General features: G+C 72.5%; 18 protein-coding genes and 2 pseudogenes. 11 read left to right on the top strand and 9 right to left on the bottom strand.

The window, feature by feature from the left end:
- Nucleotides 1–162 precede the first annotated feature (162 nt).
- From IF55_RS17330 to IF55_RS39770, 3 genes and pseudogenes are all read right to left on the bottom strand, one after another.
- Nucleotides 163–708: a DinB family protein gene (locus IF55_RS17330; RefSeq protein WP_030876985.1), complete on the bottom strand. Its 546-nt coding sequence runs from the start codon at nt 706–708 to the stop codon at nt 163–165.
- Between the two features lie 93 nt (nt 709–801).
- A complete protein-coding gene (locus IF55_RS17325) occupies nt 802–1,641 on the bottom strand; it encodes an undecaprenyl-diphosphate phosphatase (RefSeq protein WP_030876986.1) in 840 nt (279 codons plus the stop codon).
- A gap of 868 nt (nt 1,642–2,509) precedes the next feature.
- A pseudogene (locus IF55_RS39770) lies at nt 2,510–3,832 on the bottom strand (glycosyltransferase); the annotation flags it as partial.
- A gap of 287 nt (nt 3,833–4,119) precedes the next feature.
- Here IF55_RS39770 and IF55_RS17315 point away from each other — a divergent pair.
- Nucleotides 4,120–4,806 (top strand): response regulator transcription factor, encoded by a 687-nt coding sequence (locus IF55_RS17315; RefSeq protein ID WP_048832090.1) that lies wholly within the window; start codon nt 4,120–4,122, stop codon nt 4,804–4,806.
- A 3-nt stretch (nt 4,807–4,809) separates the two neighbouring features.
- Nucleotides 4,810–6,234, top strand: a complete 1,425-nt coding sequence (locus IF55_RS17310; protein ID WP_030876995.1) for a sensor histidine kinase — start codon at nt 4,810–4,812, stop codon at nt 6,232–6,234.
- Between the two features lie 202 nt (nt 6,235–6,436).
- Here the strand turns inward: IF55_RS17310 and murJ are convergent, their stop codons facing one another.
- Both murJ and IF55_RS17300 read right to left on the bottom strand, forming a co-directional pair.
- Nucleotides 6,437–8,032, bottom strand: coding sequence for a murein biosynthesis integral membrane protein MurJ (murJ, locus tag IF55_RS17305; protein WP_245661234.1), 1,596 nt, complete (start codon nt 8,030–8,032; stop codon nt 6,437–6,439).
- A 110-nt stretch (nt 8,033–8,142) separates the two neighbouring features.
- Nucleotides 8,143–9,267, bottom strand: a complete 1,125-nt coding sequence (locus tag IF55_RS17300) for a DMT family transporter (RefSeq protein WP_048832089.1) — start codon at nt 9,265–9,267, stop codon at nt 8,143–8,145.
- Nucleotides 9,268–9,725: 458 nt separating this feature from the next.
- Here IF55_RS17300 and IF55_RS17295 point away from each other — a divergent pair, with 458 nt between their 5' ends.
- The 9 genes and pseudogenes from IF55_RS17295 (at nt 9,726) to IF55_RS17260 (ending at nt 17,495) form a co-directional block, all read left to right on the top strand.
- Nucleotides 9,726–11,195, top strand: coding sequence for an aldehyde dehydrogenase family protein (locus IF55_RS17295; protein ID WP_030877003.1), 1,470 nt, complete (start codon nt 9,726–9,728; stop codon nt 11,193–11,195).
- A gap of 216 nt (nt 11,196–11,411) precedes the next feature.
- Nucleotides 11,412–11,600 (top strand): annotated as a pseudogene (locus tag IF55_RS38625) (amino acid permease); the annotation flags it as partial.
- Nucleotides 11,601–11,891: 291 nt separating this feature from the next.
- A complete protein-coding gene (locus IF55_RS17290) occupies nt 11,892–12,467 on the top strand; it encodes a hypothetical protein (RefSeq protein WP_078644547.1) in 576 nt (191 codons plus the stop codon).
- A gap of 84 nt (nt 12,468–12,551) precedes the next feature.
- On the top strand, nt 12,552–13,778 hold the full coding sequence (locus IF55_RS17285; RefSeq protein ID WP_245661233.1) for an MAB_1171c family putative transporter: 1,227 nt from the start codon (nt 12,552–12,554) through the stop codon (nt 13,776–13,778).
- A gap of 32 nt (nt 13,779–13,810) precedes the next feature.
- On the top strand, nt 13,811–14,812 hold the full coding sequence (locus tag IF55_RS17280; protein ID WP_030877014.1) for an aldo/keto reductase: 1,002 nt from the start codon (nt 13,811–13,813) through the stop codon (nt 14,810–14,812).
- A 244-nt stretch (nt 14,813–15,056) separates the two neighbouring features.
- Nucleotides 15,057–15,917, top strand: a complete 861-nt coding sequence (locus tag IF55_RS17275) for a helix-turn-helix domain-containing protein (RefSeq protein WP_030877016.1) — start codon at nt 15,057–15,059, stop codon at nt 15,915–15,917.
- On the top strand, nt 15,914–16,099 hold the full coding sequence (locus IF55_RS17270; protein ID WP_030877018.1) for a DUF397 domain-containing protein: 186 nt from the start codon (nt 15,914–15,916) through the stop codon (nt 16,097–16,099). The genes IF55_RS17275 and IF55_RS17270 overlap by 4 nt, the downstream gene beginning before the upstream one ends.
- Before the next feature lie 77 nt (nt 16,100–16,176).
- Nucleotides 16,177–16,362 (top strand): DUF397 domain-containing protein, encoded by a 186-nt coding sequence (locus IF55_RS17265; protein ID WP_030877023.1) that lies wholly within the window; start codon nt 16,177–16,179, stop codon nt 16,360–16,362.
- A gap of 134 nt (nt 16,363–16,496) precedes the next feature.
- The gene (locus IF55_RS17260) at nt 16,497–17,495 is read left to right on the top strand and encodes an alpha/beta fold hydrolase (protein ID WP_030877025.1); all 999 of its coding nucleotides are present in this window, start codon (nt 16,497–16,499) and stop codon (nt 17,493–17,495) included.
- A 54-nt stretch (nt 17,496–17,549) separates the two neighbouring features.
- On the opposite strand, the gene IF55_RS17255 is transcribed toward IF55_RS17260, so the two are convergent.
- The 4 genes from IF55_RS17255 to IF55_RS17240 form a co-directional block, all read right to left on the bottom strand.
- Nucleotides 17,550–18,197 carry a helix-turn-helix transcriptional regulator gene (locus IF55_RS17255; RefSeq protein WP_030877028.1) on the bottom strand — a complete coding sequence of 216 codons (648 nt, stop codon included), beginning with the start codon at nt 18,195–18,197 and terminating at the stop codon, nt 17,550–17,552.
- 400 nt (nt 18,198–18,597) lie between these two features.
- A complete protein-coding gene (locus IF55_RS17250) occupies nt 18,598–19,485 on the bottom strand; it encodes an LLM class F420-dependent oxidoreductase (protein WP_030877033.1) in 888 nt (295 codons plus the stop codon).
- Nucleotides 19,482–22,742 carry a condensation domain-containing protein gene (locus tag IF55_RS17245; protein WP_037963060.1) on the bottom strand — a complete coding sequence of 1,087 codons (3,261 nt, stop codon included), beginning with the start codon at nt 22,740–22,742 and terminating at the stop codon, nt 19,482–19,484. The genes IF55_RS17250 and IF55_RS17245 overlap by 4 nt, the downstream gene beginning before the upstream one ends.
- 21 nt (nt 22,743–22,763) lie before the next feature.
- Complete coding sequence (locus IF55_RS17240; RefSeq protein WP_048832087.1) at nt 22,764–24,497, bottom strand: amino acid adenylation domain-containing protein; 1,734 nt, start codon at nt 24,495–24,497, stop codon at nt 22,764–22,766.
- Nucleotides 24,498–24,505 lie beyond the last annotated feature (8 nt).

Here is a 24,505-nt window from a genome sequence, read left to right as displayed (position 1 = left end):
CTTGCCCTCGTCCCCGCCCGTACCCCCGCCGAGGAGCGATGCCGGCCCCAGGCTCGACCCCGGACCTGGGCCCAGGCTCGGCCCCGGACTTGGGCTTGGACTCGGCCCCGGTCTTGGGCCCGGGCATCCGGCGGCCCGGCCCCGCCTCAGACCGCCGGTGGCTCAGTAGCCCGTGGCGCCGTCGATCCGCTCGCGGAGCAGATCGGCGTGGCCGTTGTGGCGGGCGTACTCGGCGATCATGTTCACGAGTATGCGCCGGAGCGAGACGGGCTCGCCCGTGCGGTGGCGGGTGCCGGTCGCGTCCAGGGATGCCGCCCCGGCGACGATCTCGCGGGACCATTCGCACTCCGCGCGCCAGACCGCCAAGGCCACCGTGGGGTCCCCGGCCAAGTCGTCGAAGTCCTGGTCCGGTTCGTCGTCCGAGTAGTAGAGCTGCGGCACCCGCTCCCCCGCGAACTGGATCCGGAACCACCAGCGTTCGACCGCGGCGAGATGGCGGATGAGGCCGTGCAGGCTCAGGCCGGACGGCGGGATGCCCTTCTCCGAGAGCCGGTCGAGCGGTACGCCGGAGCATTTGAGCTCGAAAGTCGCGCGGTGCCAGTCGAGGGTGGACGTCAGGGCGGTGCGCTCGTCGCCGGTGGGCGGCGGCTCGGTCCGCGCTCCGTCGCCCCAGGTCCGCGCGTAGTTGTCGACGGGGATCTCAGTCATGGCCCGAGAGTGCCAGAGGCCACTGACAATCCATGGCGGGCGGCGGTCGCCACCGTCCCGGCCCCGTCGCGCACTTGGGTCCGTCGGACCGGTTCAGGCCGTGACCGGGAGGGAGCCGGCGGCGAGCAGCGCGAGGAGCAGGAATCCGGCGGCGGTGCGGTAGACCATGAATCCGCCGAAGGTATGGCCCCGGATGAACCGCATGAACCAGGCCAGCACCGCGTACCCGACCGCCCCCGCGACCAGCGCCGCGCACAGGGCCGCCGCCACCGCGCCCGGCGCGTACCCGCCGCTGTGCGCGCTCGCCGCGCGGGCCAGTCCGTACGCTCCGGAGCCGAGTACGGCGGGCACGGCGAGCAGCAGCGAGTAGCGGACCGCCGCCGCCCGTCCGAACCCCGCGAGCAGCGCCGCCGCCAGGCTGCCGCCCGTACGCGAGGCCCCCGGCACCAGCGCCAGCGTCTGCGCGAGGCCGATGAGGACGCTGTCGCGCCACCGCGGCTCGGCCGCGGTCCGTTCCCCGCGCGCCCAGTGGTCGGCGACCGCGAGGAGCGCCCCCAGGGCGATGAGGCCGAGTGCGACGAATCGCAGGTCGTGGAGGGCGGGCGCGAGCGCGTCGTGGAGGGGCGGGCCGAGCACGGCGATGGGGACGCTGCCGACGGCGATGCTCCAGCCGAGGCGGGCGGCGGGGTCGGCGCGGGCGGCGGGCCGGATGAGCGAACGCCCCCAGGCCCGCGCCATCGCGCCGATGTCGCGCCGGAAATAGACCAGTACGGCGGATTCCGCGCCCAGTTGGGTCGCCGCGGTGACCCCCCCTCCGGGGGCGGGCCACCCCATGAGCGCCGAGGCGATCCGCAGATGCGCGCTGGACGAGACGGGCAGGAACTCGGTGATGCCGTGCACCGCTCCAAAGGCGGCCGCGTGCAGCCAGTTCACGGAGCGGTCCCCGGGCGTATGCCGCCGGGCGCGCTCACCCCGGCTCGCCCCAGGCCCGGTCTCCGGGGCCGCCGAAGGGGCGGGGGAAGCGCGGGTTGGCGAGCGCGCCGCAGAGCCCGCTGCCGGCCGACCAGCCGCCCCACCGCGAGGGGGCGAGGCGGGGGCGGCCGGCGAGAACGGCGTCCGCCGCCGTACGGCCACAGGCACCGTCACCGACCCGCGCGAGAAGCCGCGCGACGACCCGGACCCACTCCGCGGCCAGGCCCGCCGCCCTCGCGGACCGCCGCCCCCGCGCCCGTACGGCAAGACGCGGCTTCGCCCGAGCGGTTCGGGCAGCGGTTCGGCGCTGGGCCGTGGCCGCCGCGCTGTCGGCGGCGGCGTGGCTGTCGGGCCGGGTGGTACGGGCGGTCCTGACCTGGCCGGACGGTCTGGGGTCCCCGCCGCTGCGTACGGGGTGGCCGAGGATCGCGACGGGGGTGGCGGCGGCGCACCATGGCTCGCTCCCTCGCGGCGGGGCCCACCCCGGCACGGCGGCCCGGTTCCCGGCGGGACCGGGCTCGGCCGCTCTGGAGAGAGCCCGCCGGAGCACGGCGGCTCGGGGAAGGGCGGGCGCGGTCGGCGCCGCCCCGCGCGCACGCCCACCGGCACCCCCGCCTATGCCCCTCTTGCCGCCCTTGTCACCCAGCCCGCCCTTGCCGCCGCGACGTACACCACGATCGCCGCCGTGTCCTGCTCCGCCTTGTCCCGCTCCGCCGTGTCCGCCGATGCCCGTACGGCGCGCGGGCCCCTCGCCATCGGCGCCGGCCGCCGTACGTTCGCGAGCCGGGGCCCCCGGGCCCTGCGGGCGCGCGCCCTGCCGGCCGGCGGCCCGGAGCCTGGTCCGGGCCGCCGCGTAGCCGCGCTGGACGGCGCGTCGGCGGCGGGTGGCGGCGAGTTCGGCGAAGAGGCGCTCGTAGTCGCGAGCGATCGGCGCGGGGTCGAAGCGGCGGGAGCCGTCGAGTGCGGCGGCGGCCATGGCGCGGCGGCGGGGCGCGTCGCCGATGAGGTCGAGGAGCGCGGAGGCGAGGGCCTGCCCGTCGCCGGTGGGCACCAGGAGCCCGTCGACGCCGTCACGGATGATCTCGGCGGGGCCGAGCGGGCAGTCGGTGGAGACGACCGGGAGCCCGCACCGCATGGCCTCGATGAGCGTCACGCCGAAGGATTCGGCCTCGGAGGCGGAGACCGCTATGGACGCCTTGGCGAACTCCGCCTCGATCGGGGCGTGCGGGCCCATGAGTTCGACGTGGCCGCCGAGCCCGAGGCCGGCGATGAGCAGGGCGAGGCGGTCGTGCTCCGGGCCGCCGCCGTAGATGCGCAGCCGCCAGTCGGGGCGCTTGGCGGCGACGGCCGAGAACGCCTCGATGAGCAGGTCGAACCGTTTGCCCCGGGCGAGTTTCCCGGCCGCCACGACCAGCTTGGCGGTGCCGTCGGAGGGCGCCCCGGGCGGCCGTGGAACGCTGTCGGGCACGGCCAGGACCCGTACGCCCGGCAGCGGCATCCGCTCCCGGTAGGCGGCGGCATCGGCTTCGGTGGTCGTGATGAGGGCGTCCAACGCACGGTAGTGCCGGGCCAGTTCGCGCCGCAGCCGCTCGGGGTGCGCGTCGAGCGAGAGGTGTTCCTGTGCGATGCGCAACGCCCCGCGGGGTCCGAAGCGGGCGAGGTGCATGTTGACGCTGGGCCGGGTGCCGATGATGACATCGGCGGTGCAGCGGCGCAGGTAGTCCGCGATCCGCCGCTCGGCGAGCCTGCTGTACGGGCCGTGGTGCCGTTCGCCCAGGGGAGCGGCGGGGGCGGCGGGCTGCCCGGGCCCTTCTGCACCCGCGTCGCCGCCGGCGGTCTCCGCCTGCCCACCGCCGTCGGCGGACTCGGCGCGTACGCACCCGTCGGCAGATTCGGCGCGTACGCCCCCGTCGGCGGCTTCGGCACGTACGCTCCCGGCGCCCGCCCGGCCCGTACCGCGCGGCGGCCGGAGGTCGGCCAGGGGGACGAGCCGTACGCGCGGGTCGAGCGCGAGCCCCGGTTCGTCGCGGTGGCGGGTCATGGAGACGATCTCCACCCGGTGCCGGTCGGCGAGGGCGGCGGCCAGGTTGAAGACCGTGCGGTTGGTGCCCCCGATCCCGTAGGCGTTGTGCAGCAGGAATGCGATCTTCATGCGGTGTGGTGTCTTTCCGGGGTCTGCCGAGCAGTCTGCGTGGTCGGGAGCCGCGCGGCACCGGTGCCTCTCGTGTGCTCGTGCGAGGGGCGGCGCCGCGTGGTCAGGAGCCCGGCACGGCTCTTCGGTGCGCTCCCGGCGTGGTGCTCACGGTGGCCGAGGCAGGTAAGCCGGCAGCGTGACCGGATTAAGAGCCGGGTAAGAGAAGCGGAACGAGAGGTGCGTACGGGACGCGGCGGACGGGGGCAGCGCCGAGCGCCCGTAGCCGTCTTGGCAGACTTGGCCTGGTGAATTACGCCGTGCTGCTCGCCGAGGACGACCGGGCCATCCGTCACGCGCTGGAGCGCGCCCTGTTGCTGGAGGGCTATCGCGTGACGGCGGTCGCCGACGGCGTGGCGGCGCTGGCCGCGGCGCACCGGAGCCGGCCGGACGTGATCGTTCTGGACGTGATGATGCCGGGCGTGGACGGACTGGACGTGTGCCGGGTGCTGCGCGCCGAGGGCGACCGGACGCCGATCCTGATGCTGACGGCGCGGGTGGAGACGGCGCACCGGATCGCGGGGCTGGACGCGGGCGCGGACGACTATGTGGCCAAGCCGTTCGACGTCGACGAGGTGTTCGCGCGGCTGCGGGCGCTGCTGCGCCGGGTGGCGCCGGGGCCCACGGTCTCGGGCGCGGTGCCGGAGGTCGGGGACCTGCGGCTGGAGCCGTCGGCGCGGCGGGCCTGGCGGGCGGGGCGGGAACTGGAGCTGACCCGGACCGAGTACGACCTGCTGGAACTGCTGGTCCGCAACGCCGGGATCGTGCTGGACCATTCGACGATCTACGACCGGATCTGGGGCTACGACTTCGGGCCGGGCTCGAAGAACCTCGCCGTCTACATCGGCTATCTGCGCCGCAAGGTCGATCTGCCCGGGCTGTCGCCGCTGATCCATACGGTGCGCGGGGTCGGTTACACCCTGCGGGCCTCCTGACCCGTGAATCTGCGTCTGCGGCCGCGCCCCCGCCCGAGCCTGCGCACCGTCTTCGCCGCCTCCTTCGCGCTGGTGACCACGGTGGTCACGGGGCTGGTGGGTTTTCTCAGCTACGACGCGGCCGCGCATCTGGTGCGGGTGGACCAGCAGTCCGTCTTCCGGCAGGTGGTGCAGGACCTGCGCCAGCAGGTCACGCACAAGGCGCTCTACCCCGCCGACTACGTCTCCGGGGACCCGGACCACGACGGTCCGCGGGACGACCTGATACGCCCGACCCGTACGGTCGTGCAGGTGCTCGGCGCCAAGGGCCGCATAGCGGACACGGGGCAGCCGACGCTGCCGGTGACGGCCACGGACCGGGCTTTGGCGGAGAGCCCTCGGGCGGGGCTGGTCCGGTTCGTGGGCGGCGAGGTCGAGGGGGACGACTACCGGCAGGCCACCGTCTCGCTGGGCGGCGGCCGGGGCGCGGTGCAGGTCGCCCAGCAGCTCAGCGACACCGAGGATCTGCTCAACGATCTCCAGAAGCGCACCGTTCTCTTCGTGGCGGCGCTGATCGCCGCGTCCTCGATCGTCGGCTGGTGGCTGGCGCGCCGGATCACCGGCCGGCTGGTGCGGCTGACGGGGGTCGCCGAGGGCGTGGCGGCGACGGGGCGGCTCGACGTGGCGGTGCCGGTCGGCGGCCAGGACGAGGTGGGGCGGCTGGGCCGGGCGTTCGACGACATGCTCGGGCGGCTCGCGCACTCGGAGGAGGACCAGCGCCGCCTGGTCCAGGACGCCGGGCACGAGCTGCGTACGCCGCTGACGTCGCTGCGTACGAACCTGTCCACCCTGCGCCGTTACGAGCAGTTGCCGCCGCATGTCCGCGACGAGCTGCTGTCCGACCTCGCGGACGAGGCGCGGGAGCTGACCGACCTGGTCAACGAGTTGGTGGAGCTGGCGGCCGGGCAGGGCGAGGCGGGGGAGCCGGGGCCGGTGGCGCTGGGCGAGGCGGCCGAGCGGGCCGCCGCGCTGGCGCGGCGCCGCACGGGCCGTACGGTCACCGTGCGGACGGCGGCCCCGGCGACGGTGCTGGGCTGGGCGCCCGCCGTCCAGCGGGCGATCTCCAACCTGCTGGAGAACGCCGCCAAGTTCGACCAGGACCGCGCCGACCCGCTGGAGATCGTGGTCACGGGCGGGCGGGTGGACGTACGGGACCGGGGCCCCGGCCTGGACGCGGCCGACCTGCCACACATCTTCGGCCGCTTCTACCGCGCCTCCACCGCGCGCAGCCTCCCCGGCTCGGGCCTCGGTCTCGCCATCGTCCGGGAGGTCGCGGCGGCGCATGGCGGCACCGTCCACGCCGCGAACCGCGAGGACGGCGGCGCCGAGATCGGCTTCACCCTGCCGTTGACGCCCCCGGACCACCTGAGCCCGCCCGGACCCTCCTGAGGGGCGCCGGGCGGGCTCAGGGAGGTGCCGGACGCGCTCAGGGAAGTGCCAGGCGGTCCGGGCAGTGCCAGGCGGACTCCGGGCAGTGCCGGGCGGACTCAGGGAAGTGCCAAACAGACTCCGGAAGGTGCCGGGCGCGCTCCGGAAGGTGCCGGGCGGGCTCGGGAAAATACCGGGACGGCTCCGGGAAGCGCCTGGCGGTTCAGCCGAGGCCCGGCAGGCTGCGGAGTTCGCCGATCCGCAGCGCCTTCGCGAGCAGGACGAACAGGCCGGCCATCACCACTCCCCCGGCGGCCAGCGCCAGGGCGGGCGCGCTGGAGACGCGGGCGGCGGCGAGGCCGGCCGCGCCGGCGAGGAGCGCCGCGAGCGTGAGCTTGCCGTACGTCCGGCACAGCCGCTTGCCGTCGAGCCGCCCCGCCAGCCTGCGGCGCAGCAGCAGCGCGGTGATCAGGAGGCCCACGCCGTACGAGATGCCGTAGGCGGCGGCCATGCCGGTCACGGCCCAGCGCACGGGCAGCAGTTGGTGGCAGGCGGTGGCGAGGGCCACGTTGACGCCGGATATCCATACGGCCATCCAGAACGGCGTACGGGTGTCCTCGACGGCGTAGAAGCCGCGCAGCAGCAGGTACTGGGCGGAGAACGGGATCAGGCCGAGCCCGAACGCCTGGAGCATGTTGCCCGCCGGTTCCGCCGAGGCGGCGTCCCCGGTGCCGTGGCCGATCAGCAGGGCCGCCAGTTGGGGGCCGAAGACCAGGAAGAAGAAGGCGGCGGGGACGATGACGACGCCGCTGACGCGCAGCGCGCGGGAGAGGTCGTCGCGCATGTCGTCGATCCGCTCTTCGGCGGCGGCACGGGTGAGGCGGGGGAGCAACGCGGTGACCAGTGAGACCGTGACGACGGCTTGGGGCAGGCTCCAGATGTTCTGGGCGTAGAAGTAGGCGGAGTTGCCCACTCCGCCCTGCGGGCTCGCCAGGTCGGCGGCGTTGGCGTAGTTCGTGACGACGGTCATCGCCACCTGGTTGACCAGGATGAACAGCAGCGTCCAGCGCGCGGCGACGGCGCTCCGGCGCAGCCCGGCCCCGCGCCAGTCGAAGCGCGGCCGGAACCGGAAGCCCGCCTCCCGCACGTAGGGGATCAGCGAGAGCGCCTGGAGCGCGATGCCGACGGTGGTGCCGATGCCCAGCAGCCGTACCTGCGCGGCCGTGATCTCCTGGACGCTGTCGGGCGCGGCGACGAAGCCGAGGTAGAGGCCGAACATGGCGATCAGCACGACGTTGTTGAGGACCGGCGTCCACATCATCGCGCCGAACTTGCCGCGCGCGTTGAGCACTTGGCCGAGTATGCCGAACAGCCCGTAGAAGAAGATCTGCGGCAGCAGGAACCGCGCGAAGACCACGGTCAGCTCGTACGCCGCGTGGTGGTCCGGCGTGTCGCGCATATAGACGCTGACGATCTCCGGGGCCGCCCATACGGCGAGCGCCGTCCCGACCGCGAGCACGCACACCACGAGGGTGACCAGCCGCTGCTCGTAGGCCCGCCCGCCGTCGGGCTGCTCCAGCCGGGCCCGTACGAGCTGGGGCACGAGCACCGCGTTGAGCGCGCCGCCCATGATGAGGAAGTAGAGGCTCGCGGGCACGGTGTTGGCCGTGTTGTACGTGCTGGCGAGCAGCCCCGACCCGAGCGCCGCCGCCTGGAGCAGGAGCCTGATCATCCCCGTCGCACGGGAGATCACCGTCCCCACCGCCATCAGCGCCGATGAGCGCGCCAGCCCCTGCCCCTTGGGTTTCCCGTGCTTCATGCCGATCAACATACGGGTCGGCACTGACAATCCAATAATCTTGATCATGGACTGACGGCCGGGCCGGCGTCGGCGGGGCTCCGCCCCTGGCGAAGCCCCCGCCGGACCCGCTATTTCGCGGTGCTCTTCGCGCCCGCCGTCACCAGGCGGCGGCCCGTACCGTCCTCGTCGGCCGCTCCCCTGAACGCGCCGAACCGCTCGCCGCGCGGCAGCCGCAGCCGCGACCTGCGCTCCAGGGACGGCTCGGGCGCGGCGGCGGGGGCGGCGGCCGCGGGGTTCGGCGACAGTTCGCGGGCGGGCCGGGGCAGCGGGGTCGTGGTGCGCGTCCCGCCCGGCCCCCGCGGCCCGCGCGGCCCGTCCGTCTCCCGCTCCTGCTCCCGCTCCCGCTCCTGCTCCTGCGGCTCGTGTTTGCTGCCCTCGACGGTGAGCATGACGACTCCGACGGCCGCGACCGCGGCGGCGACGAGCGCCAGCAGTTCGCCCGGCAACCCGTACCGGAACCGCTCCCCCATCGCCGCTATCCCCACCGCCGCCGCGACCGCCGGATTGACGACCGTCGCCGTGGCGAGCGGCGCCGCGAGCCCCGCCCCCCGGTAGGAGGCCTGCGAGAGCAGCAGCCCCGAGACCGCCAGCACCGCGACGGCCGCCATGCTGGGCGCGAGGACGGCCAGCGCCTCGCCGTCGGCCCAGCCCTCGGCGACGGTCTTGGTGAACACGGACGCCATGCCGAAGACGGCGCCGGCCGCCACGGCCAGCGCCACGCCCCGGACCACCGGGCGGCGCACCCAGCGCGCCCCGAGCACCAGCAGCGCGGCCGCGACGAGCACGCCGACGGCGAGCACCGGCCGCTCGGAGGTGTCCAGGGACTCCCCTGGGCGGGCCTCGCCGGTCAACGACATCAGGCCGGCGAGCCCGGCGGAGGCGAGGATCGCGCCGCGCCAGCCCGCGGCGGCGACCCGGCGGCGGACGACGAGGGCGCCCATCGGGAGCGCGAAGACGATCGTGAGCGCCCCGAGCGGCTGCACGAGGCTCAGCGGCCCGTACGCCAGCGCCGCGACGTGCAGCCCGGCCCCCGCGCCGGTCAGGACCACCGCACCCCACCAGCGGGGCTGCGCCAGCGGCGCGTACGTACCGTGCGGGCCGGTGGCGGCGACGCGCTCCTGCACGATGGCGCCGGCCGCGTAGCAGACGGCGGAGACCACGCAGAGCAGTACCGAGAGCACGAGTGGGCTCATGTCTCGCCTCGCCGGGTCCGTCGGTCATCGTTCATACCTCCAACAATGACGCGCGGCCGGTGCTTCCTGCGTCGTCCGCACGGAGGGACTTCCCCCTACTCTTTCGGCAGTACGGATGCGGGCCGCGCCCCCATCTTTAGTCCACCCGCGGCCGTCCGTCGCCAGGACGATCACCGGAATGACCGGGACCTCCGAGATCTCCCGGGCCGTCGGGTCCCCTAGGGAACGCCCGGACCGAACCCCACCCCCGTACGTCCGGCGACGCGCGCCCGCGGCACCGCCCCGCGCCCGGCATCCGTCGGCCGAACGGCGGCGTACGCCATGTGCGCGTGTCCCCCGCCGCTTAGGCTCTGCCCCATACCAGCCCCGCCACGCCGTCCCGCGCCCAGGCGCGCCATATGACCCGTACACATCAACACGCATCAAAGAGCCATTGCTCACGAGCCCGGAGGGACCCCATGCCGGAGCTGTTCATCGGCGGTCAGTGGACCACGGCCGCCGAGGGCCGTACGCGCGAGATCCGCTGTCCGGCGGACGGCACGCTGGTGGCGGCCGTGGACGAGGCGGGACCCGAGGACGCGGCCGCCGCCGTGGCCGCCGCCCGCGACGCGTTCGACCGCGGGCCCTGGCCCCGCACCCCGGCCGCCGAGCGCGGCCGGCTGCTGCTGCGCGTCGCGTGCCTGCTGGAGCGCGACAAGGCCGCGTTCGCCCGAGCCGAGTCCCTGGACACCGGGAAGCGGCTGGTGGAGAGCGAGTACGACATGGACGACATCGCGAACTGCTTCCGCTACTTCGGCAACCTCGGCGCCGCCGGCGGCACCGACCGGGTCGTCGACGCCGGGAGCCCGGAGACCGACAGCCGGGTGGTGCACGAGCCGGTCGGCGTCTGCTCGCTGATCACGCCCTGGAACTATCCGCTGCTCCAGACGGCCTGGAAGGTCGCCCCGGCGCTCGCCGCCGGCAACACCTTCGTCCTCAAGCCCAGCGAGCTGACCCCGCACACCGCGATCCTGCTGATGCGGGCCCTCGCCGAGGCCGGGCTGCCGGACGGCGCCGCCAATCTGGTGCTGGGCGCGGGCGACACCGTGGGCGCGCCGCTCACCTCGGACGAGCGGGTGGACATGGTCTCCTTCACCGGCGGTCTCGTCACCGGGCGGCGCATCATGGCGGCGGCCGCGCCGACGGTGAAGAAGGTCGCCCTGGAGCTGGGCGGCAAGAACCCCAATATCGTCTTCGCCGACGCCGAGTTCGACACCGCCGTCGACTACGCCCTGATGGCGGTCTTCCTGCACTCCGGGCAGGTCTGCTCGGCCGGGGCGCGGCTGCTGGTCGAGGACTCCCTGCACGACGCGTTCGTCGACGAGGTGGTGCGGCGGGCGCGGGAGATCCGGCTCGGCGGCCCGTTCGACGAGCACGCCCGTACCGGCCCGCTGATCTCGGCCGCGCACCGGGACAAGGTCGAGGCGTACGTGGCGGCCGGGCTGGCGGAGGGCGCGGTGCTGCGCCTGGGCGGGGCGCGCCCCGAGGACCCGGCGCTGAGCGGCGGCTTCTACTACCCGCCGACGGTCCTGGACGAGTGCGCGCCGGGGATGTCGGTGGTGCGCGACGAGTCGTTCGGCCCGGTGCTCACCGTCGAGCGGTTCCGCGACGAGGACGAGGCGGTGGCCCTCGCCAATGACACCGTCTACGGCCTGGCCGGCGCGGTCTGGACGGGGGACGCCGAGCGCGCGCACCGGGTCGCCGCGCGGCTGCGGTGCGGCACCGTGTGGATCAACGACTTCCATCCGTACGTGCCGCAGGCCGAGTGGGGCGGCATGAAGCAGTCGGGGGTGGGGCGGGAGCTGGGCCCGGCCGGGCTGGCGGAGTACCAGGAGGCCAAGCACATCTGGCGGAACACGGCGCCGCGCCCGCAGCGGTGGTTCGAGTGAGCGGGCCGGGCGGTACGTACGACGACGCGTCGCACGACGGCGCCCCTCAGCACCCGCGGTCCCCGCGGCGCGCCGCCGCGCACGACGGCGAGCCGGTGCCCCTCCAGTCCCCCCGGAGCGGCGCGTCCCGTGACGACGACTCGCTCGCCGAGCTGGGCTACCGTCTCGAGCTCAAGCGCACCCTCGGCACCTTCCACACCTTCGCCGCCGGCATCAGCTACATCGCGCGTGGCGGTCTACAACGCGACGGGGCCGCAGCACTGGTATCTGCGCTGGGGCGCGTTCCTGTTCATCGGCGCGGTCGGCGCCGGCGGCTTCGCCTACTACTGGCTCGTCCAGCGCAAGCGTACGGGCGTGCTCGCCGGCCACGCCGCGGCCGAGCCGCCCCCGGCCCCTGACACCTGAAGAACCCCGCGGGGCGGCAGCGGGCGCGCCCCCTCCGCGGCCGCCGTTGCCCGGCGAAGCGTCTCTTTGAGACAGTCGGCCCCGCGGACCGGCGTGGATCGGCCACGGGCCGTACGGCCGGGACACCTCGGCGACCTTCGGGTAGCGTGCTCCGGCCGGGGCCCGGGGGCGCGGCGGGCGGTTCCGGCCAACATGGGCTTTCGGCCAAGACCATTGTCCGGGCGCCGACTGGGGTAGTTACCATCGCTCGGCAGGTGGAGCATCGGTTTTCGGCGGCTTCGAGGAGGACGCATGTCGCAGGACTCGCAACCCTCCAAGGCCCATGGCAGGCCACGCAGAAGGGGTCACAAGGACTACAAGGCGCTGCGCCGCGCGTCGGAGGCGCACCTGGCGCGGCTGGACCTGCCCGACGGGTGCACGATCGCCACGCTCACCGAGAAGCTGAGCCGGGACCGCGGCCGGCCCATCCAGCTCATGTCGGTCGCCCTGGGCGCGCAGAGCCCCTGCGGCATGTGGCTGGCCATGGACGACATGGACCTCATCGTCGTGGAGGCGAACGTCAGCGCGCTGCACCGGGACCACATCGTGGCCCATGAGCTGGCGCACATGCTGTGCTGCCACTCGGACGCCGCCGGGGCGGACGCGATGGGCATCGAGTCGTTCGTACCGCACCTCGATCCGCAGCGGGTACGGGACGTGCTCGGCCGCACCAGTTACACCACCGAGGAGGAGCAGGCCGCGGAGATGGTCGCCTCGCTGATTCTGGAGCGCGTCACCCGACCCCCGGTCGAGTCCGTATGGGACGTGCCGTCCGATCACGCGGACGCGGTCGCCCGTATCGAGAAGTCCCTCAATCCACCGGACTGAGCCCGCGCACGACGCCTTGCGGCGCATCATCGACGGCAGTGTTGTGACGGCCCGGAGGACCTGTTGCTAGGTGTCAAGAGTGTCGTGTTCCCGGCGTGCGCCGCGCTCTGCGCGCTGGCCCTGCTCTACAAACTCCGTGATGTGCGCCACCACCGGGGGGACCCGGCGCTCATCGCCCTGATCATCGCCTTCTCCTGCAAGGGAATCTCCTTCACCCTCTCCACCCCCTCCGTCGCCGCGACCGTGGACAGCGCGCTGGGCGTGCCCAACCTCGGCGCGCTCGGCATTCACCTGCTGGGCGGCGTCTGCTCCAGCGCGGCCTTCCTGATCGCCATCGTCTACTGGGTCTACCCCCGCGAGGAGGCGGGCCGGCGGGCGCTGGTGCGGCTGGTGATCGCCGTGCTGTGCGCGGCCGCGATGCTGACGCTGTGGGGCATCGCCGGGTCCGAGTCCCGGGGCCGCAGCGCGCACTACCTCCTGCAGAACGCGCACCGCCCGCTGGTCGCCGGATACCTCCTGCTGTACGTGAGCGCCTTCGGCTCCGGCATGGTCGAGATCATGCGGCTGTGCCGGCGGTACGGGCGGGTCTCCGGGCGGCAGTGGCTGCGCCGGGGCCTGTTCAGTACGGGCATCGGCGCGGGCGCGTGCCTCATCTACTGCCTGAACCGGGCCGCGTCCCTGATCGCCGTGCAGTCCGGGCTGGAACCGCTCGACTGGGAACTCCTGACGCCGGTGGCCAACGGCATCGGCATCTCCTTCCTGGTCGCCGGGCTCACCATGCCGTCCTGGGGGCCCCGGCTCTCGGACTGGCGGCGGCTGGCCCGCAACTTCTGGGCCTACCAGCGGCTGCATCCGCTGTGGGACGCGCTGTACGGGGCGCTCCCGCACATCGCGCTCAGCCCGGAGCCGCCGACGCGGCTGGCCCGGCTGGCCCGCTTCATGCCGCGGGACATCAACTACCGCCTGTACCGCAAGGTGATCGAGATCCAGGACGGGCTGCTCGTCCTGCGGCCGTACATGGAGCCCGCCGCCATGGCCGCGGCGGACCGCGACGCCCGGCGGGCGGGCCTGTCGGGCGAGGAGCTGCGCGCGGCCGTGTACGCCACGGCGGTACGGGCCGCGCTGCGCGCCAAGCGCGACAACGTGCCGGTCGGCGCGCATCCGGTGGTCCCGGAGCCGTCGTCGGCGAAGGAGGGCGACTACGCGGGCGAGGTGGCGTGGCTGCTGGCGGTGGCGCGCGCGTACAGATCACTGCCACAGCAGGCCCCGAAACCGCATACGGACCAGACAGCCACCGAAACCCCTGCATGAAACCCCGCATGACCGAGGAACAGGAGCACGCGATGAGGTACCGCACGCTGGGAACCGACGGCCCGGAGGTGTCGGCGATCGGCCTCGGCTGCATGGGCATGTCCATCGCGTACGGGGTCCCCGACGAGGCGGAGTCCCAGCGGACCCTGGACCGCGCCGCCGAGCTGGGCATCACCCTGCTGGACACGGCCGACGCGTACGGGCGCGGGGCCAACGAGGAACTGGTCGGCCGCTGGCTGTCCGGCGGCGCGCGGCGGCGCGACAGCGTGGTGCTGGCGACCAAGTTCGGCCTGCGCCACGACCCCGCGACGGGCCGGGTCGACGGCGTGGACACCTCGGCCGCGTACGTCCCGGCGGCCTGCGAAGCCTCGCTGCGCCGCTTGGGCACCGACCGCCTCGACCTCTACTACGTCCACCGCCGGAACCCCGAGGTGCCCATCGAGGAGACGGTGGGCGCGATGGCCGAACTGGTGCGTGCGGGCAAGGTGCGCCACCTGGGTTTGAGCGAGGTGAACGCCACCACGCTGCGCCGGGCGCACGCCGAACACCCCATCAGCGCGATCCAGTTGGAGTACTCCCTCTTCACCCGCGACGTGGTGGAAGGCGACATCCTGTCCACCTGCCGCGAACTGGGGATAGCGGTGGTCGCCTACTCCCCGCTGGGCCGGGGCATGCTGACAGGCTCGGTGACCTCCCGCGCCGAACTGGCCGAAACCGACAACCGCCGCCGCTGGCCCCGCTTCTCCGACGAGAACATCGACCGCAACCTGGCCCTCGTCCGCGCCATAGGCGAGGTGGCCGCCCAGATCGGCTGCACCCCCACCCAAGCCGCCCTGGCCTGGCTCCTCGCCCAAGGCGACGACATCATCCCCATCCCCGGCACCAAGCGCCCCCACTACCTGGAAGAAAACGCCGCCGCCGCGGAAATCACCCTCTCCCCCGACCAGGTCGCCCTCCTACGCTCCACCGTCCCCCCCGACGCGGTAGCCGGCGGCCGCTACCCGGAACAGGCCCTGGCGCGGCTGGGCCACTGAGCCGTCGAGCCCTCGGCGGCACACCTCCACCTGAAAGCACGTACGGTAACCAGCAGTCGTACCGAATTCGGCTGCTCAGCCCTCGCCCTTACGAGCGCTAAAGGAGGACTGACCAGCGGGGAACCGCGTACGGGCGGCGCACGTACGCGGTTCCGATATGGACAGCACGCACAACATGTGGTCACGCTGTGTCAATTGAGCGCGGGGAATTCACGTCACCTGGAGGTGGCCGCGTATGACCGACATGACCGATCCGCCGGACGAAACGCGCGAGGACGAAGCGCGCGACTGGGAGAGGGAACCGGACTCCTCCGACAGCATGCGCACCTTCGGCGCGATAGTCCAAGCCCTGCGCGAACACGCGGGACTCAGCCGAACAGAACTCGGCGACGTGGTGCGCTTCTCACAACACACCGTCGCGTCCATCGAATTGGGTCGCCGCATGCCGGACAAGGACTTCGTGGAACGGGCGGAGGGCGTGCTCGGGAACACGAACGCCCTGCGAAAGGCAGCAAGGCACCTGACGCGCCGCCCGGGGCTGGCCGCGTGGTTCCGGGAGTGGGCGAGACTGGAGAAGATCGCGGCGACTCTCGGTACGTACGAGTGTCGTCTGGTGCCAGGGCTGTTGCAGACGGAGGCATACGCCCGCGCGGCGTTCGAGAACCGCATCCCTCCCCTGTCGGACGAACAGATGGAGGCGCAGGTGGCCGCACGCATGGAGCGTCAGCGGTTGCTCAATGAGCGCCCCAACACCGAGTTCAGCTTCATCATGGAAGAGCACATCCTGCGACGCGGACTCGGCGGCTTCGAGGTCACGGTCGGCCAGTTGGATCGCATCCTGGACCTCGCCACCCTGCGCAACACTTCGATCCAGGTCATGCCTACGTGCAGCCGTCGGCACGCGGGTCTGGACGGCCCCCTATCCCTTCTGGAGACCACCGACGGCAGACGGCTCGCGTACTCCGAAGGGCAGGAGAACGGCCGGCTGATCGCTAGCCCTAAAGAGGCGGCCATCCTGCATCAACGGTATGCGACACCCCGTTCACAGGCCCTCAGTCCCGAGGACTCCGTGGGTCTGATGGAGCGGATCAGAGGAGCACTATGACCACGACCGAACTCACCTGGTTCAAGTCCAGCTACAGCGGCACCGCGGGCGACAACTGCATAGAGGTGGCCATCACCGAACACGCCGTCTGTGTACGGGATTCCAAAGACACCTCCCGTCCCCACTTCGCCATCGGGCGGCGCGAGTGGGCGCAGTTCGTGCGGTATGCCACCCGGAGCTGACGTCGCGCCGCTCAGGCGGTACTCCTCCTACAGGCCCCCTTTCCTCGGGGCCTGCTGGAGCAGAGTGGAGGCGCATCGTGAGCTCGCCAGAACTGGCCTGGTTCAAGTCCAGCTACAGCGGCACCGAAGGCGACAACTGCGTCGAGGTCGCTATCACCGAGCAAGCCGTGTCGGTCAGGGACTCCAAGGACGCGAAGCGGCCCCATCTCGTTTTCGGGCGGGGCGAGTGGGGGCGGTTTGTGGAGTATGCCGCTTGCGGGTGATGGCCGTGTGGGGCGGAAGTGTGGCGGGGCGAGTGCCGAGTTGTCGGGGCTCGCCCCCGTGCGTACGGCACCTCTCGCCGGGCGAGTGTGGGGACGGGTAGAGTCCAAGCCCCTTTGGCACGTTGGGAGGATGCGTGAGCTCCACCGTCGAGCACAGGTTTGTCGAGGTCAACGGAGTCAGGCTGCATATCGCGGAGCAGGGGCGGGGGCCTCTGGTCGTGTTGTTGCACGGGTTTCCGGAGAGTTGGTATTCGTGGCGGCATCAGTTCGGGCCACTGGCGGATGCGGGGTATCGGGTGGTGGCGCCTGATCAGCGGGGGTATGCGCGCAGTGAGCAGCCCGAGGATGTCGAGGCTTACAGCCTGCTGCATCTGACCGGGGATGTGATCGGGCTCATCCACGCGCTCGGTGAGGAGCGGGCCGTGGTCGTGGGGCACGACTGGGGGGCGCCGGTGGCGTGGGCCAGTGCGTTGCTGCGGCCGGATGTCGTGCGGGGTGTCGCGGGGCTCAGTGTGCCGCCGGCGCCGCCGGCGGGGCTGGGTTCGCTGGAGGACAGCCGGGAGCACTACGGCGACGGGTTCTATCAGCTCTACTTCCAGCAACCTGGCGTCGCGGACGCCGAGTTGGCCCGGGACCCGGCGTCCAGCTTCCGCCGTACGCTCTACAGCGGTTCGGGCGACAATCCCGCCACCGCGACGCCCCGCCCCTGGGTCATTCCCGAGGGCGCCTCGCTACTGGACACGATCCAGGAGCCGGAACAACTGCCCGGCTGGCTCACGCCGGAGGATATCGAGGCGTTCACGCGGGACTATGCCGAACACGGGGACCGCGCCTTCACCGGGCCCCTCAACTGGTACCGCAATATTCAGCGCAACCACGAGCTGACGGCCGTGTTCCGGGGGCTGCGGATCGAGGTGCCTGCGCTGTACGTCTACGGGGACCGGGACATGGTGGTGTCCTTCCACGGCATGGACGTGTATCTGAAGAACCTCACCGCCGTCGCCCCGAAGCTGCGCGACACCGTGTTGCTGCCCGGCTGCGGGCACTGGACCCAGCAGGAGCGGCCCGACGAGGTCAACGCGGCTCTGATCGAGTTTCTGGGCGGGCTGCCGGAGTCCGGCGAAGCCGAGTGACGCGCTGAAGACCCGCGGCCGGCTTCGGCCGCGGGTGGGGGGGTGACACCTGCGTTACAGCACTCCGGTGCGCAGCGCGAACGCCACGGCGTGCGTGCGGTTCTTGAGGTTGTGGCGGGCCACGAGCTGGTGGATGACGCTCTTTATGGTGCGTTCGGAGCAGCCGATCCGGCCCGCCACTTCTTTGGTGCTCAGGCCGTCCGCCAGCAGTCTGAGCACGTTGACCTCTCTGGCCCCCAGGCCGGCGACGTTGAGCCCGTGCGGGATGAGCGCGGTTTCGCGGATCGCCTTGATCTGGCCGATGAGCCGCTGCTGCACCCCGTCGCCGCCGGGCTTCGTACAGCCTCGCGCGGCCGATACGACGGCGCGCGCGATGGCGTTGAAGCTGCTCTCCTTCCGGTAGAGCAGGTTGACAAGTCCGAGACTGATGGCGCGGAGCATGGAGTGTTCCGGGAATTCGTTGGCGACGAGCACCACTGGCACCCCGCGCCCTCCGCCGCCGCTTTCCCGGCGCACCCGCGCCACCCTGGTGAGCATGGATCCGGTCACCCCGTTGGCCAGGACGAGCAGAACATCGAAGGCGCTGTCGGCGTGGCATGAATCCAGGGAACGCGCTGAAATCTCGTCGTAAGAGTTCAGGCGCACGATGGCGCCTTCTTCGGTTATCGGGTCATCGGCGAGCACGGCTACGGCAATCGACATTCTCAAGGACTCCCCTTACGCGCGCCCCGCGCAATCCGCCCGGCGTCCCCCGCGGGAAGTCGGCCCTCCGCGGAGGGCGGTGTCATCACACCAGGGGATAACTGCTCGACGGGCATAAGACTGCACTCCCAGGCACGCACGGATCACATGGTCCCGCTCAACGTAACCCGATGGAATCCTGTATTCCATATACAGAGTGTCAAGTCTTGCCCTGAGCCGCCTATCAGGGTGCCTATTTCGGAGAGGCGGCAGACGCGGCACCGCCGCCTCGGCTCCCGCCTCCCTACCCATTAACGCGCCGTCCGGAAACTCACCGCCCGAGAACTCGCTGGCCGAAAATCCACTGTCCGGAACTCACCGCCTGGAAGCTCACTGCCTGAAAAACCCCTTGGCCTAAAACTCACTGGCCGGCAAGCGCCTCGATGACCGGTGTGAAATCCGTCATTGCCGATTCATGCACGCTGACGTAAGAGAAGCCGTACCGCTCCCGCCGTTCCCGCAACTGCTCCACGATCTCCTTCACCGTGCCCATCAACACCGTGGGCGCCTCAAGAGCTTGATCGGGCGTCAGGTGCGGCATCCGGCGGCACAGCGTCTCCGCCGCGGCGCGCCGCCGGTCCGTCACCACGACGGCCTGGACCAGAATGTTGCGCTCGATTCCGGGCGCGCGATCGCCGGCGGTCTTCTCGAAATACGCCACCCGTTCCGCGACCGTGTCCGCGTCAAGGAGCTGCAAGGTGCCACGCGTGGCCCCGCGTTTGAGTACGGCTCCGGTGAACGCGACGATATCGGCGTGGCGCGCCGCCAGCCCCATTACCCGGTCGCCGTTGCCGCCGATGAGGAGCGGCGGCCGGGCAGGCGGCTGAGTGTCCCCCAGTTCGCGGGGGTGGTCCAGCAGCCGGGTCAGTTCCGCGGCCGTCCGTTCCAAACCATCGACACGGCTGCCGGCCGTGCCCCACTCCACCCCCGCCTTGTCGAACTCCGAACGCACATATCCGGTGCCCAGCCCCACTTCGAGCCGCCGATCGGTGAGCCGATCAGTTGTCATGACCTCGCGAGTCAACAGAACCGGGTTCCAGAAAGCACAGTTGAGCACGAATGTTGAAACTCGAACCCTTTCCGTCACCGCCGCCGCCGCGACCAGCGCGGGGAACGGAGCCTGCACTCCGAGATGGTCCGGAACCGTGAGCACGTCGAATCCGTGCGACTGAGCCGCGCGGCACTTCCGCGTCCACTCCTGATGGCTGGTTGCTGAATTCAGATTGACGCCGAATCGAAATTTCCTCATGAGTTCGCTCCGTTCCTTCCCTGGGTCGGCCCAAGCGAAGAGCTCGGCGTACGGGCCGGGCTCGGCGTACGGGCCGGGCTCCGTAGCCGGTCCGGGCTCGGTGCTCCGCCCGGTACCGGCGCCCCGCCCCGGGCCGGCCCCGCAGCCCCTCGCCCGAATACCGGTTCCGGCAGCAGTGCCCGGAAATGGCCGAGGACCGCGGAGATCCCGTCCGCCAGCCGGCCGGCGGCATCGGCCCCGACCCGGTCGCCCCGGTAGGCCAGGGAGCCCCGCAGCCCCGCGTCCCGTTCCGCGAAGGTAATGGTCACAGGGAACTTGCTCGTCTCCGTGCGCCGCGCGACGAAGTCCACGGGCCGCAGCCGGGCGTCCCCCAGCCGCCCCGACCAGTTGGTCAGGCTGACGCTGTTGAGCAGGACGTCCGCGTACGGCGTCTGCCCCGGCGACCGCCTCGGCGCGAGGCCGCGCACCACGTCCTCGAACGACGCCGCCCGGTGCTCGAAGGCGTCGATGATCTCCTCCCGCAGCGCGCGCAGCAGGTCGGCGAGCGTCATCTCCGGGGTGCACCGGGAGCGCAGCACCAGCGTGTTGAGGCACGGCCCGATGACGTCCGGGAAGGCGGCCGGACCGCGATGGGCCACCGGGATGCCGAAGGTGAGATCCGTGAGACCGGTCCAGCGGTGCAGGGCGGCGGCCACCGCGGTCGCCTGGACCATGAAGGCCGAGACCTTCTCCGCACGCTGTACGGGCAGCAGCTCGCGCGCCACGTCGGGCGACAGCTCCAGCCCCAAGTTCCCCAACGGCTCGACCGAGGCGGGGGCGGCGAGCCCGAGCGAACTCGGCGCTCCCTTCAACTGGCGGCACCAGTAGGCGACATCATCGGACGCGCCCGACCCCGCCCCCTCGGCCGCCACCAGGTCCCGGTACTGGTGCCGGGGCGGCGGCGGTGCCTCGCCCGTAGCTGACGGCGCGTAACACCGCTCCAACTCCCGTACGAGCACGGGCACGGACTCGCCGTCGAGCACGAGGTGGTGGACGCACAGCGACAGTACGTGGCGGCGCGGGCCGAGGGTGAAGAGCGCGGCGCGCAGAAGACGGCCGTCCGCCGGGGACAGCGCGGACGCCGCCTCGTCGGCCCACGCCTCGACCGCCGCACTACGCGTGGTTCCGCCCGTGAGGTCGAACCGCTCGATCTCAGGGGTCCACGGCGGCATCACCTCCTGGAACAGCCGGCCGTCGCGGTCCACGAAGCGGGTGCGCAGAATCTCGTGCCGGGCGATCACGGCGGCGAGCGCGTCCCGCAAGGCCCCCGCGTCCAGCTCCCCCTCCACCTCCCAGGACAGCGGCACGTGGTATGTCGCGTGCGCCGGGTCCAGCCGTTGGGCGAGCCAGATGCTCTCCTGGAACCGGGAGGCCGGGAAGGCGCCGTCGGGCTCCGGGCGCGCCGGGGCCGCGTCGGCCTCGGCGGCGGGCGGCGCGTCGGCCGCCGCCCGCTCGATCACGCCCACCAGCTCGCCGAAGCCGGGGTGGGTGAAGAGATCGCGCAGCGACAGGTCGACGCCGAAGCGCCGGCCGACGCGGGTGAGCAGTGTGGTCGCGAGCAGGGAATGCCCGCCCAGCTCGAAGAAGGAGTCCTCGGCCGAGGCGACGGGCACGCCCAGCACGCTCTGCCAGATCATGGCGAGCGCGACGGCGGTGGGCGAGGTCAAGCCGCGAGCCGGCGCGGGCACCACCGAGGGCGAGGGCGCGGAGGAGGAGGGGGCGGCGGCCGAGGTGTGGCGCTGATCGCCGTACTCGCCGCCGGTACGGGCCGGGGCCGAGGCCGAGGCCGAGGCCGTCGCGTCGGCGACGGCGGTCGGCGCCGGGGGCACGCTGACGGCAGGCAGCAGCGCCAGGCCCTCCGCCACGGTGCGGTGCGGGTCGGCGACCATGTCCGCCACGACGGCCACGTGGTCCCGGGCCAGCGAGGCGAGGAGTTCCGCGCCGAGCGAGCCGTCCGGGTCCTTCCACAGCATGCGGCTGCCGTGGCTGTCCTCCATCAGCAGGACGGTGAGCCGGTAGTCCGGTACGTCCGTCAGCTCCAGCAGCCGCAGCTCGCACGAGGTCTCCCCGGCGCCGAACCGCAGCCGCCCCACATCGGGCCCGCCACACCAAGCGCCGTCGTCCTCATGGCCGAACTGCACGTATTGCAGGACCACTTGGTGCGTACAGGCGCGACCGGCCGGGCCGGTGAGGTCCGCCGCACGCAGGATCGCGGGCAGCGGCAGGTCCCCGTGCCCGACCCCGGCGCGTACCCGCTCCCGCAGCCCGCGCGCCAGCTCCGCGTAGGTGCGGGAGCCGTCGATCTGCTGCCGGAACGGCAGCACGTTGACGAAGAAGCCGACGCGCCCGTCGAGGGCCGGGGCGGATCGCCCGTGGTAGGGCGCGGACGCGATGATGTCGTCCGAGGCGGTGTGGCGGTGCAGGGTCACGAAGAGGGCGGCGAACATGACGGTGAAGTAGGTGACACCCAGTCGCCTCGCCAACTTCCTTACTTCAGCCGACAGTTGATGGTCGATGGGGAGCGGGAATTGCCGGTAGCCGTCCGGCTCGGACCGTACGGGCAGCGGCCGGTCGGCCGCTGCGTCGCCGGTGCCGGCCAGGGCGGAGCGCCAGTACTCCCGCAGCGGCTCGCCCTCGGGGCCGAGGGCGAGTTCCCATGAGCGCTGGGCATGGGCGACGTACGGGCCGAGGGGTTCCGGCTCGCCGAGCGGTTCGCCGCCGTAGGCCCGGCGCAGCTCGTCGAGGAGGAAGGGGGTCGAGGTGCCGTCCAGGACGAGGTGGTGGACGGTGAGCAGCAGGAGCGTGTAGTCCGGCCCGTACAGCACCTCGACCCGCGCCAGCGGTCCCCGGTTCAGGTCGAAGGGGGCTCGTGCGGCCACGATGGCGTCATAGCGTCCGCCGGTCACCGTACGGACGGTGAAGGGCACGGGGGCCTCCGCACCGGCCCAGGACAGCCGGGTTCCGGTACGGGTCTCGACGACGCGGGCCCGCAGCATGGGGTGGCGGCGCGTCAGTTCCGTTACGGCCGACCGAAGTCGGTCAGTGTCCAGGCGGCCGCTGACGTCGAGGGCCAGCGGGATGATGTGCTCCCACCGCTCGGGGTCGCGCTGCCAGGCGACCCACATGGCCTCCTGCACGGCGGACAGCGGGAGTTCGTCCCGCGGCGCGGCCCACCCGGAGCCGCGGCCGTGCGGCCGGTCGTCGGTCGTGTCAGGCATGGGTCGTCCTCCTGGCATGGGTCATGATGCTTGTGCGGTGAGGGCGCGCTTGTCGGTCTTGCCGGACGGGGTCAGCGGCAGCGCGTCCACCCGGATGAAGCGGCGCGGCACCATATGGGCGGGCAGCGCCTCCTTGGCGCGGGCCATGAGCCGCTCGGCCAGCACGTCCCGGCCCTCTGCACCGGCCCGGCCGTCTCCGCCATCGCCGATATCGCCCTCGCCGCCGTCAGCGCTGCCGCCGCCGTCAGCTCCCGGAACCGGCGCGTAGAACGCGGTGAGCATGCGTTCGCCGATGCGGCTGGTGACCGGCAGGACCACGAGGTCCTGTACGCCCTCGGTGCCGAGCAGCGCGCTCTCGATCTCACCCGTCTCGATGCGGTAGCCGTTGATCTTCACCTGGTCGTCGGCCCGGCCCGCGTACTCCCAGGTGCCGTCCGGCATCGCCACGGCCAGGTCGCCGCTGCGGTAGTAGCGGCGGGGCTCCCCGGTGCCCGCGAGGTCGAGGTAGGGGTAGCGCTCCTCGGTCAGCTCCGGGCGGCCCAGATATCCGATCGCCAACTGTTCACCCGCGAGACACAGTTCGCCGATGCGTCCCGGTGGCGTACGGCCGCCCCACTCGTCGAGCAGCACTACCTCGAAGCCGTCGAGCGGGCGCCCGATGTTCCGCTCAGGGTCGGGTACCGCACCGGTCGCCGGGGAGCCGTCCGGCGGGGACGGTACCGCGGCCGAACCCGTCGGCAGCGCGTCGATCTCGCTCTCGGGCAGCCTGCGGTACGTGGCGAGCACCGTGGTCTCCGTGATGCCGTACGAGTTGAAGAACTCGGTGCTCGTGCCGTGCGCCAGACGCCAGGCGCGTACGGCTTCGAGGTCCACCACCTCGCCGCCGAAGATGACGTACCGCAACGGCAGTTCGGGGCGCTCGCCGGTCTCCTCCACTCGGGCCACCGCCGACCGCGAGAGGTAACGGAACACCGAGGGAACCTGGTTGAGTACGGTGACGCGCTCGGCCACGACGAGATCGAGCATCGCGTCGGGCGAACGGGCGGTGTCGGCCGGCACCACGACCAGCCGCGCGCCGTGGGACAGCGCGCCCCACATCTCCCACACGGAGAAGTCGAAGCACGGCGAGTGGAACAGCGTCCACACATCGTCCCCGCGCAGGTCGAAGACCTGATCGCAGGCGTCGAGCAGCGCGGTGACGTTCCGGTGGGAGACCACGACGCCCTTGGGGTCGCCGCTGGATCCGGACGTGTAGATGACGTAGGCCGGCGCGGCCGGGTCCACCGCCTTCTCCTGCCGGACGTACGGAGCCGGGGTCGAGGGCAGGGCCAAGGCCGGAGCCTTAGCCGGAGCCGACGCCGTGTCCTGCCGGAGGGCGTCCGCGACGTCGATGACGGTGGCGTCCGGCAGCACCGCCGAGGCGTCCTGGTCCGCCACCACCAGGTCGAGGGACGCGTCGCGCGCCATGTACCGCACCCGCTCCGGCGGATAGGCCGGGTCGAGCGGTACGTACGAGCAGCCGGCCTTCAGGACCGCGATCGCGGCGGCCACGACACTGTTGCCGCGCCGCAGATACAGGCCCACCCGCGTGCCGGGGGCGGGGGCGTGCCGGGAAATGGCGGACGCCAACCTGTCGGCTGCCAGGTTCAATTGGCGGTACGTCAGGGATTCCCGACCGTCCGTCACAGCGGGCGCGTCGGGGGTGCGCGCGGCCTGTTCCTCGAATATCCGGTGGAGAGTGAGCTGGGCGAACACGTGCTGCT

Source organism: Streptomyces varsoviensis (genome assembly GCF_000718635.1).
GTDB lineage: Bacteria > Actinomycetota > Actinomycetes > Streptomycetales > Streptomycetaceae > Streptomyces > Streptomyces varsoviensis.
The sequence above is the reverse complement of the archived record's forward strand: the minus strand, read 5'-3'. Positions and strand labels throughout refer to the sequence as shown.

What these genes read in the sequence shown, in the direction of transcription:
- IF55_RS17275 (WP_030877016.1), top strand. Translation starts at nt 15,057, where the DNA reads ATGACCGATCCGCCGGACGAAACGCGCGAGGACGAAGCGCGCGACTGG.
- IF55_RS17300 (WP_048832089.1), bottom strand. Translation starts at nt 9,267, where the DNA reads ATGAGCCCACTCGTGCTCTCGGTACTGCTCTGCGTGGTCTCCGCCGTC.
- IF55_RS17245 (WP_037963060.1), bottom strand. Translation starts at nt 22,742, where the DNA reads ATGCCTGACACGACCGACGACCGGCCGCACGGCCGCGGCTCCGGGTGG.
- IF55_RS17290 (WP_078644547.1), top strand. Translation starts at nt 11,892, where the DNA reads ATGTCGCAGGACTCGCAACCCTCCAAGGCCCATGGCAGGCCACGCAGA.
- IF55_RS17330 (WP_030876985.1), bottom strand. Translation starts at nt 708, where the DNA reads ATGACTGAGATCCCCGTCGACAACTACGCGCGGACCTGGGGCGACGGA.
- IF55_RS17295 (WP_030877003.1), top strand. Translation starts at nt 9,726, where the DNA reads ATGCCGGAGCTGTTCATCGGCGGTCAGTGGACCACGGCCGCCGAGGGC.
- IF55_RS17280 (WP_030877014.1), top strand. Translation starts at nt 13,811, where the DNA reads ATGAGGTACCGCACGCTGGGAACCGACGGCCCGGAGGTGTCGGCGATC.
- murJ (WP_245661234.1), bottom strand. Translation starts at nt 8,032, where the DNA reads ATGAAGCACGGGAAACCCAAGGGGCAGGGGCTGGCGCGCTCATCGGCG.
- IF55_RS17255 (WP_030877028.1), bottom strand. Translation starts at nt 18,197, where the DNA reads ATGTCGATTGCCGTAGCCGTGCTCGCCGATGACCCGATAACCGAAGAA.
- IF55_RS17270 (WP_030877018.1), top strand. Translation starts at nt 15,914, where the DNA reads ATGACCACGACCGAACTCACCTGGTTCAAGTCCAGCTACAGCGGCACC.
- IF55_RS17250 (WP_030877033.1), bottom strand. Translation starts at nt 19,485, where the DNA reads ATGAGGAAATTTCGATTCGGCGTCAATCTGAATTCAGCAACCAGCCAT.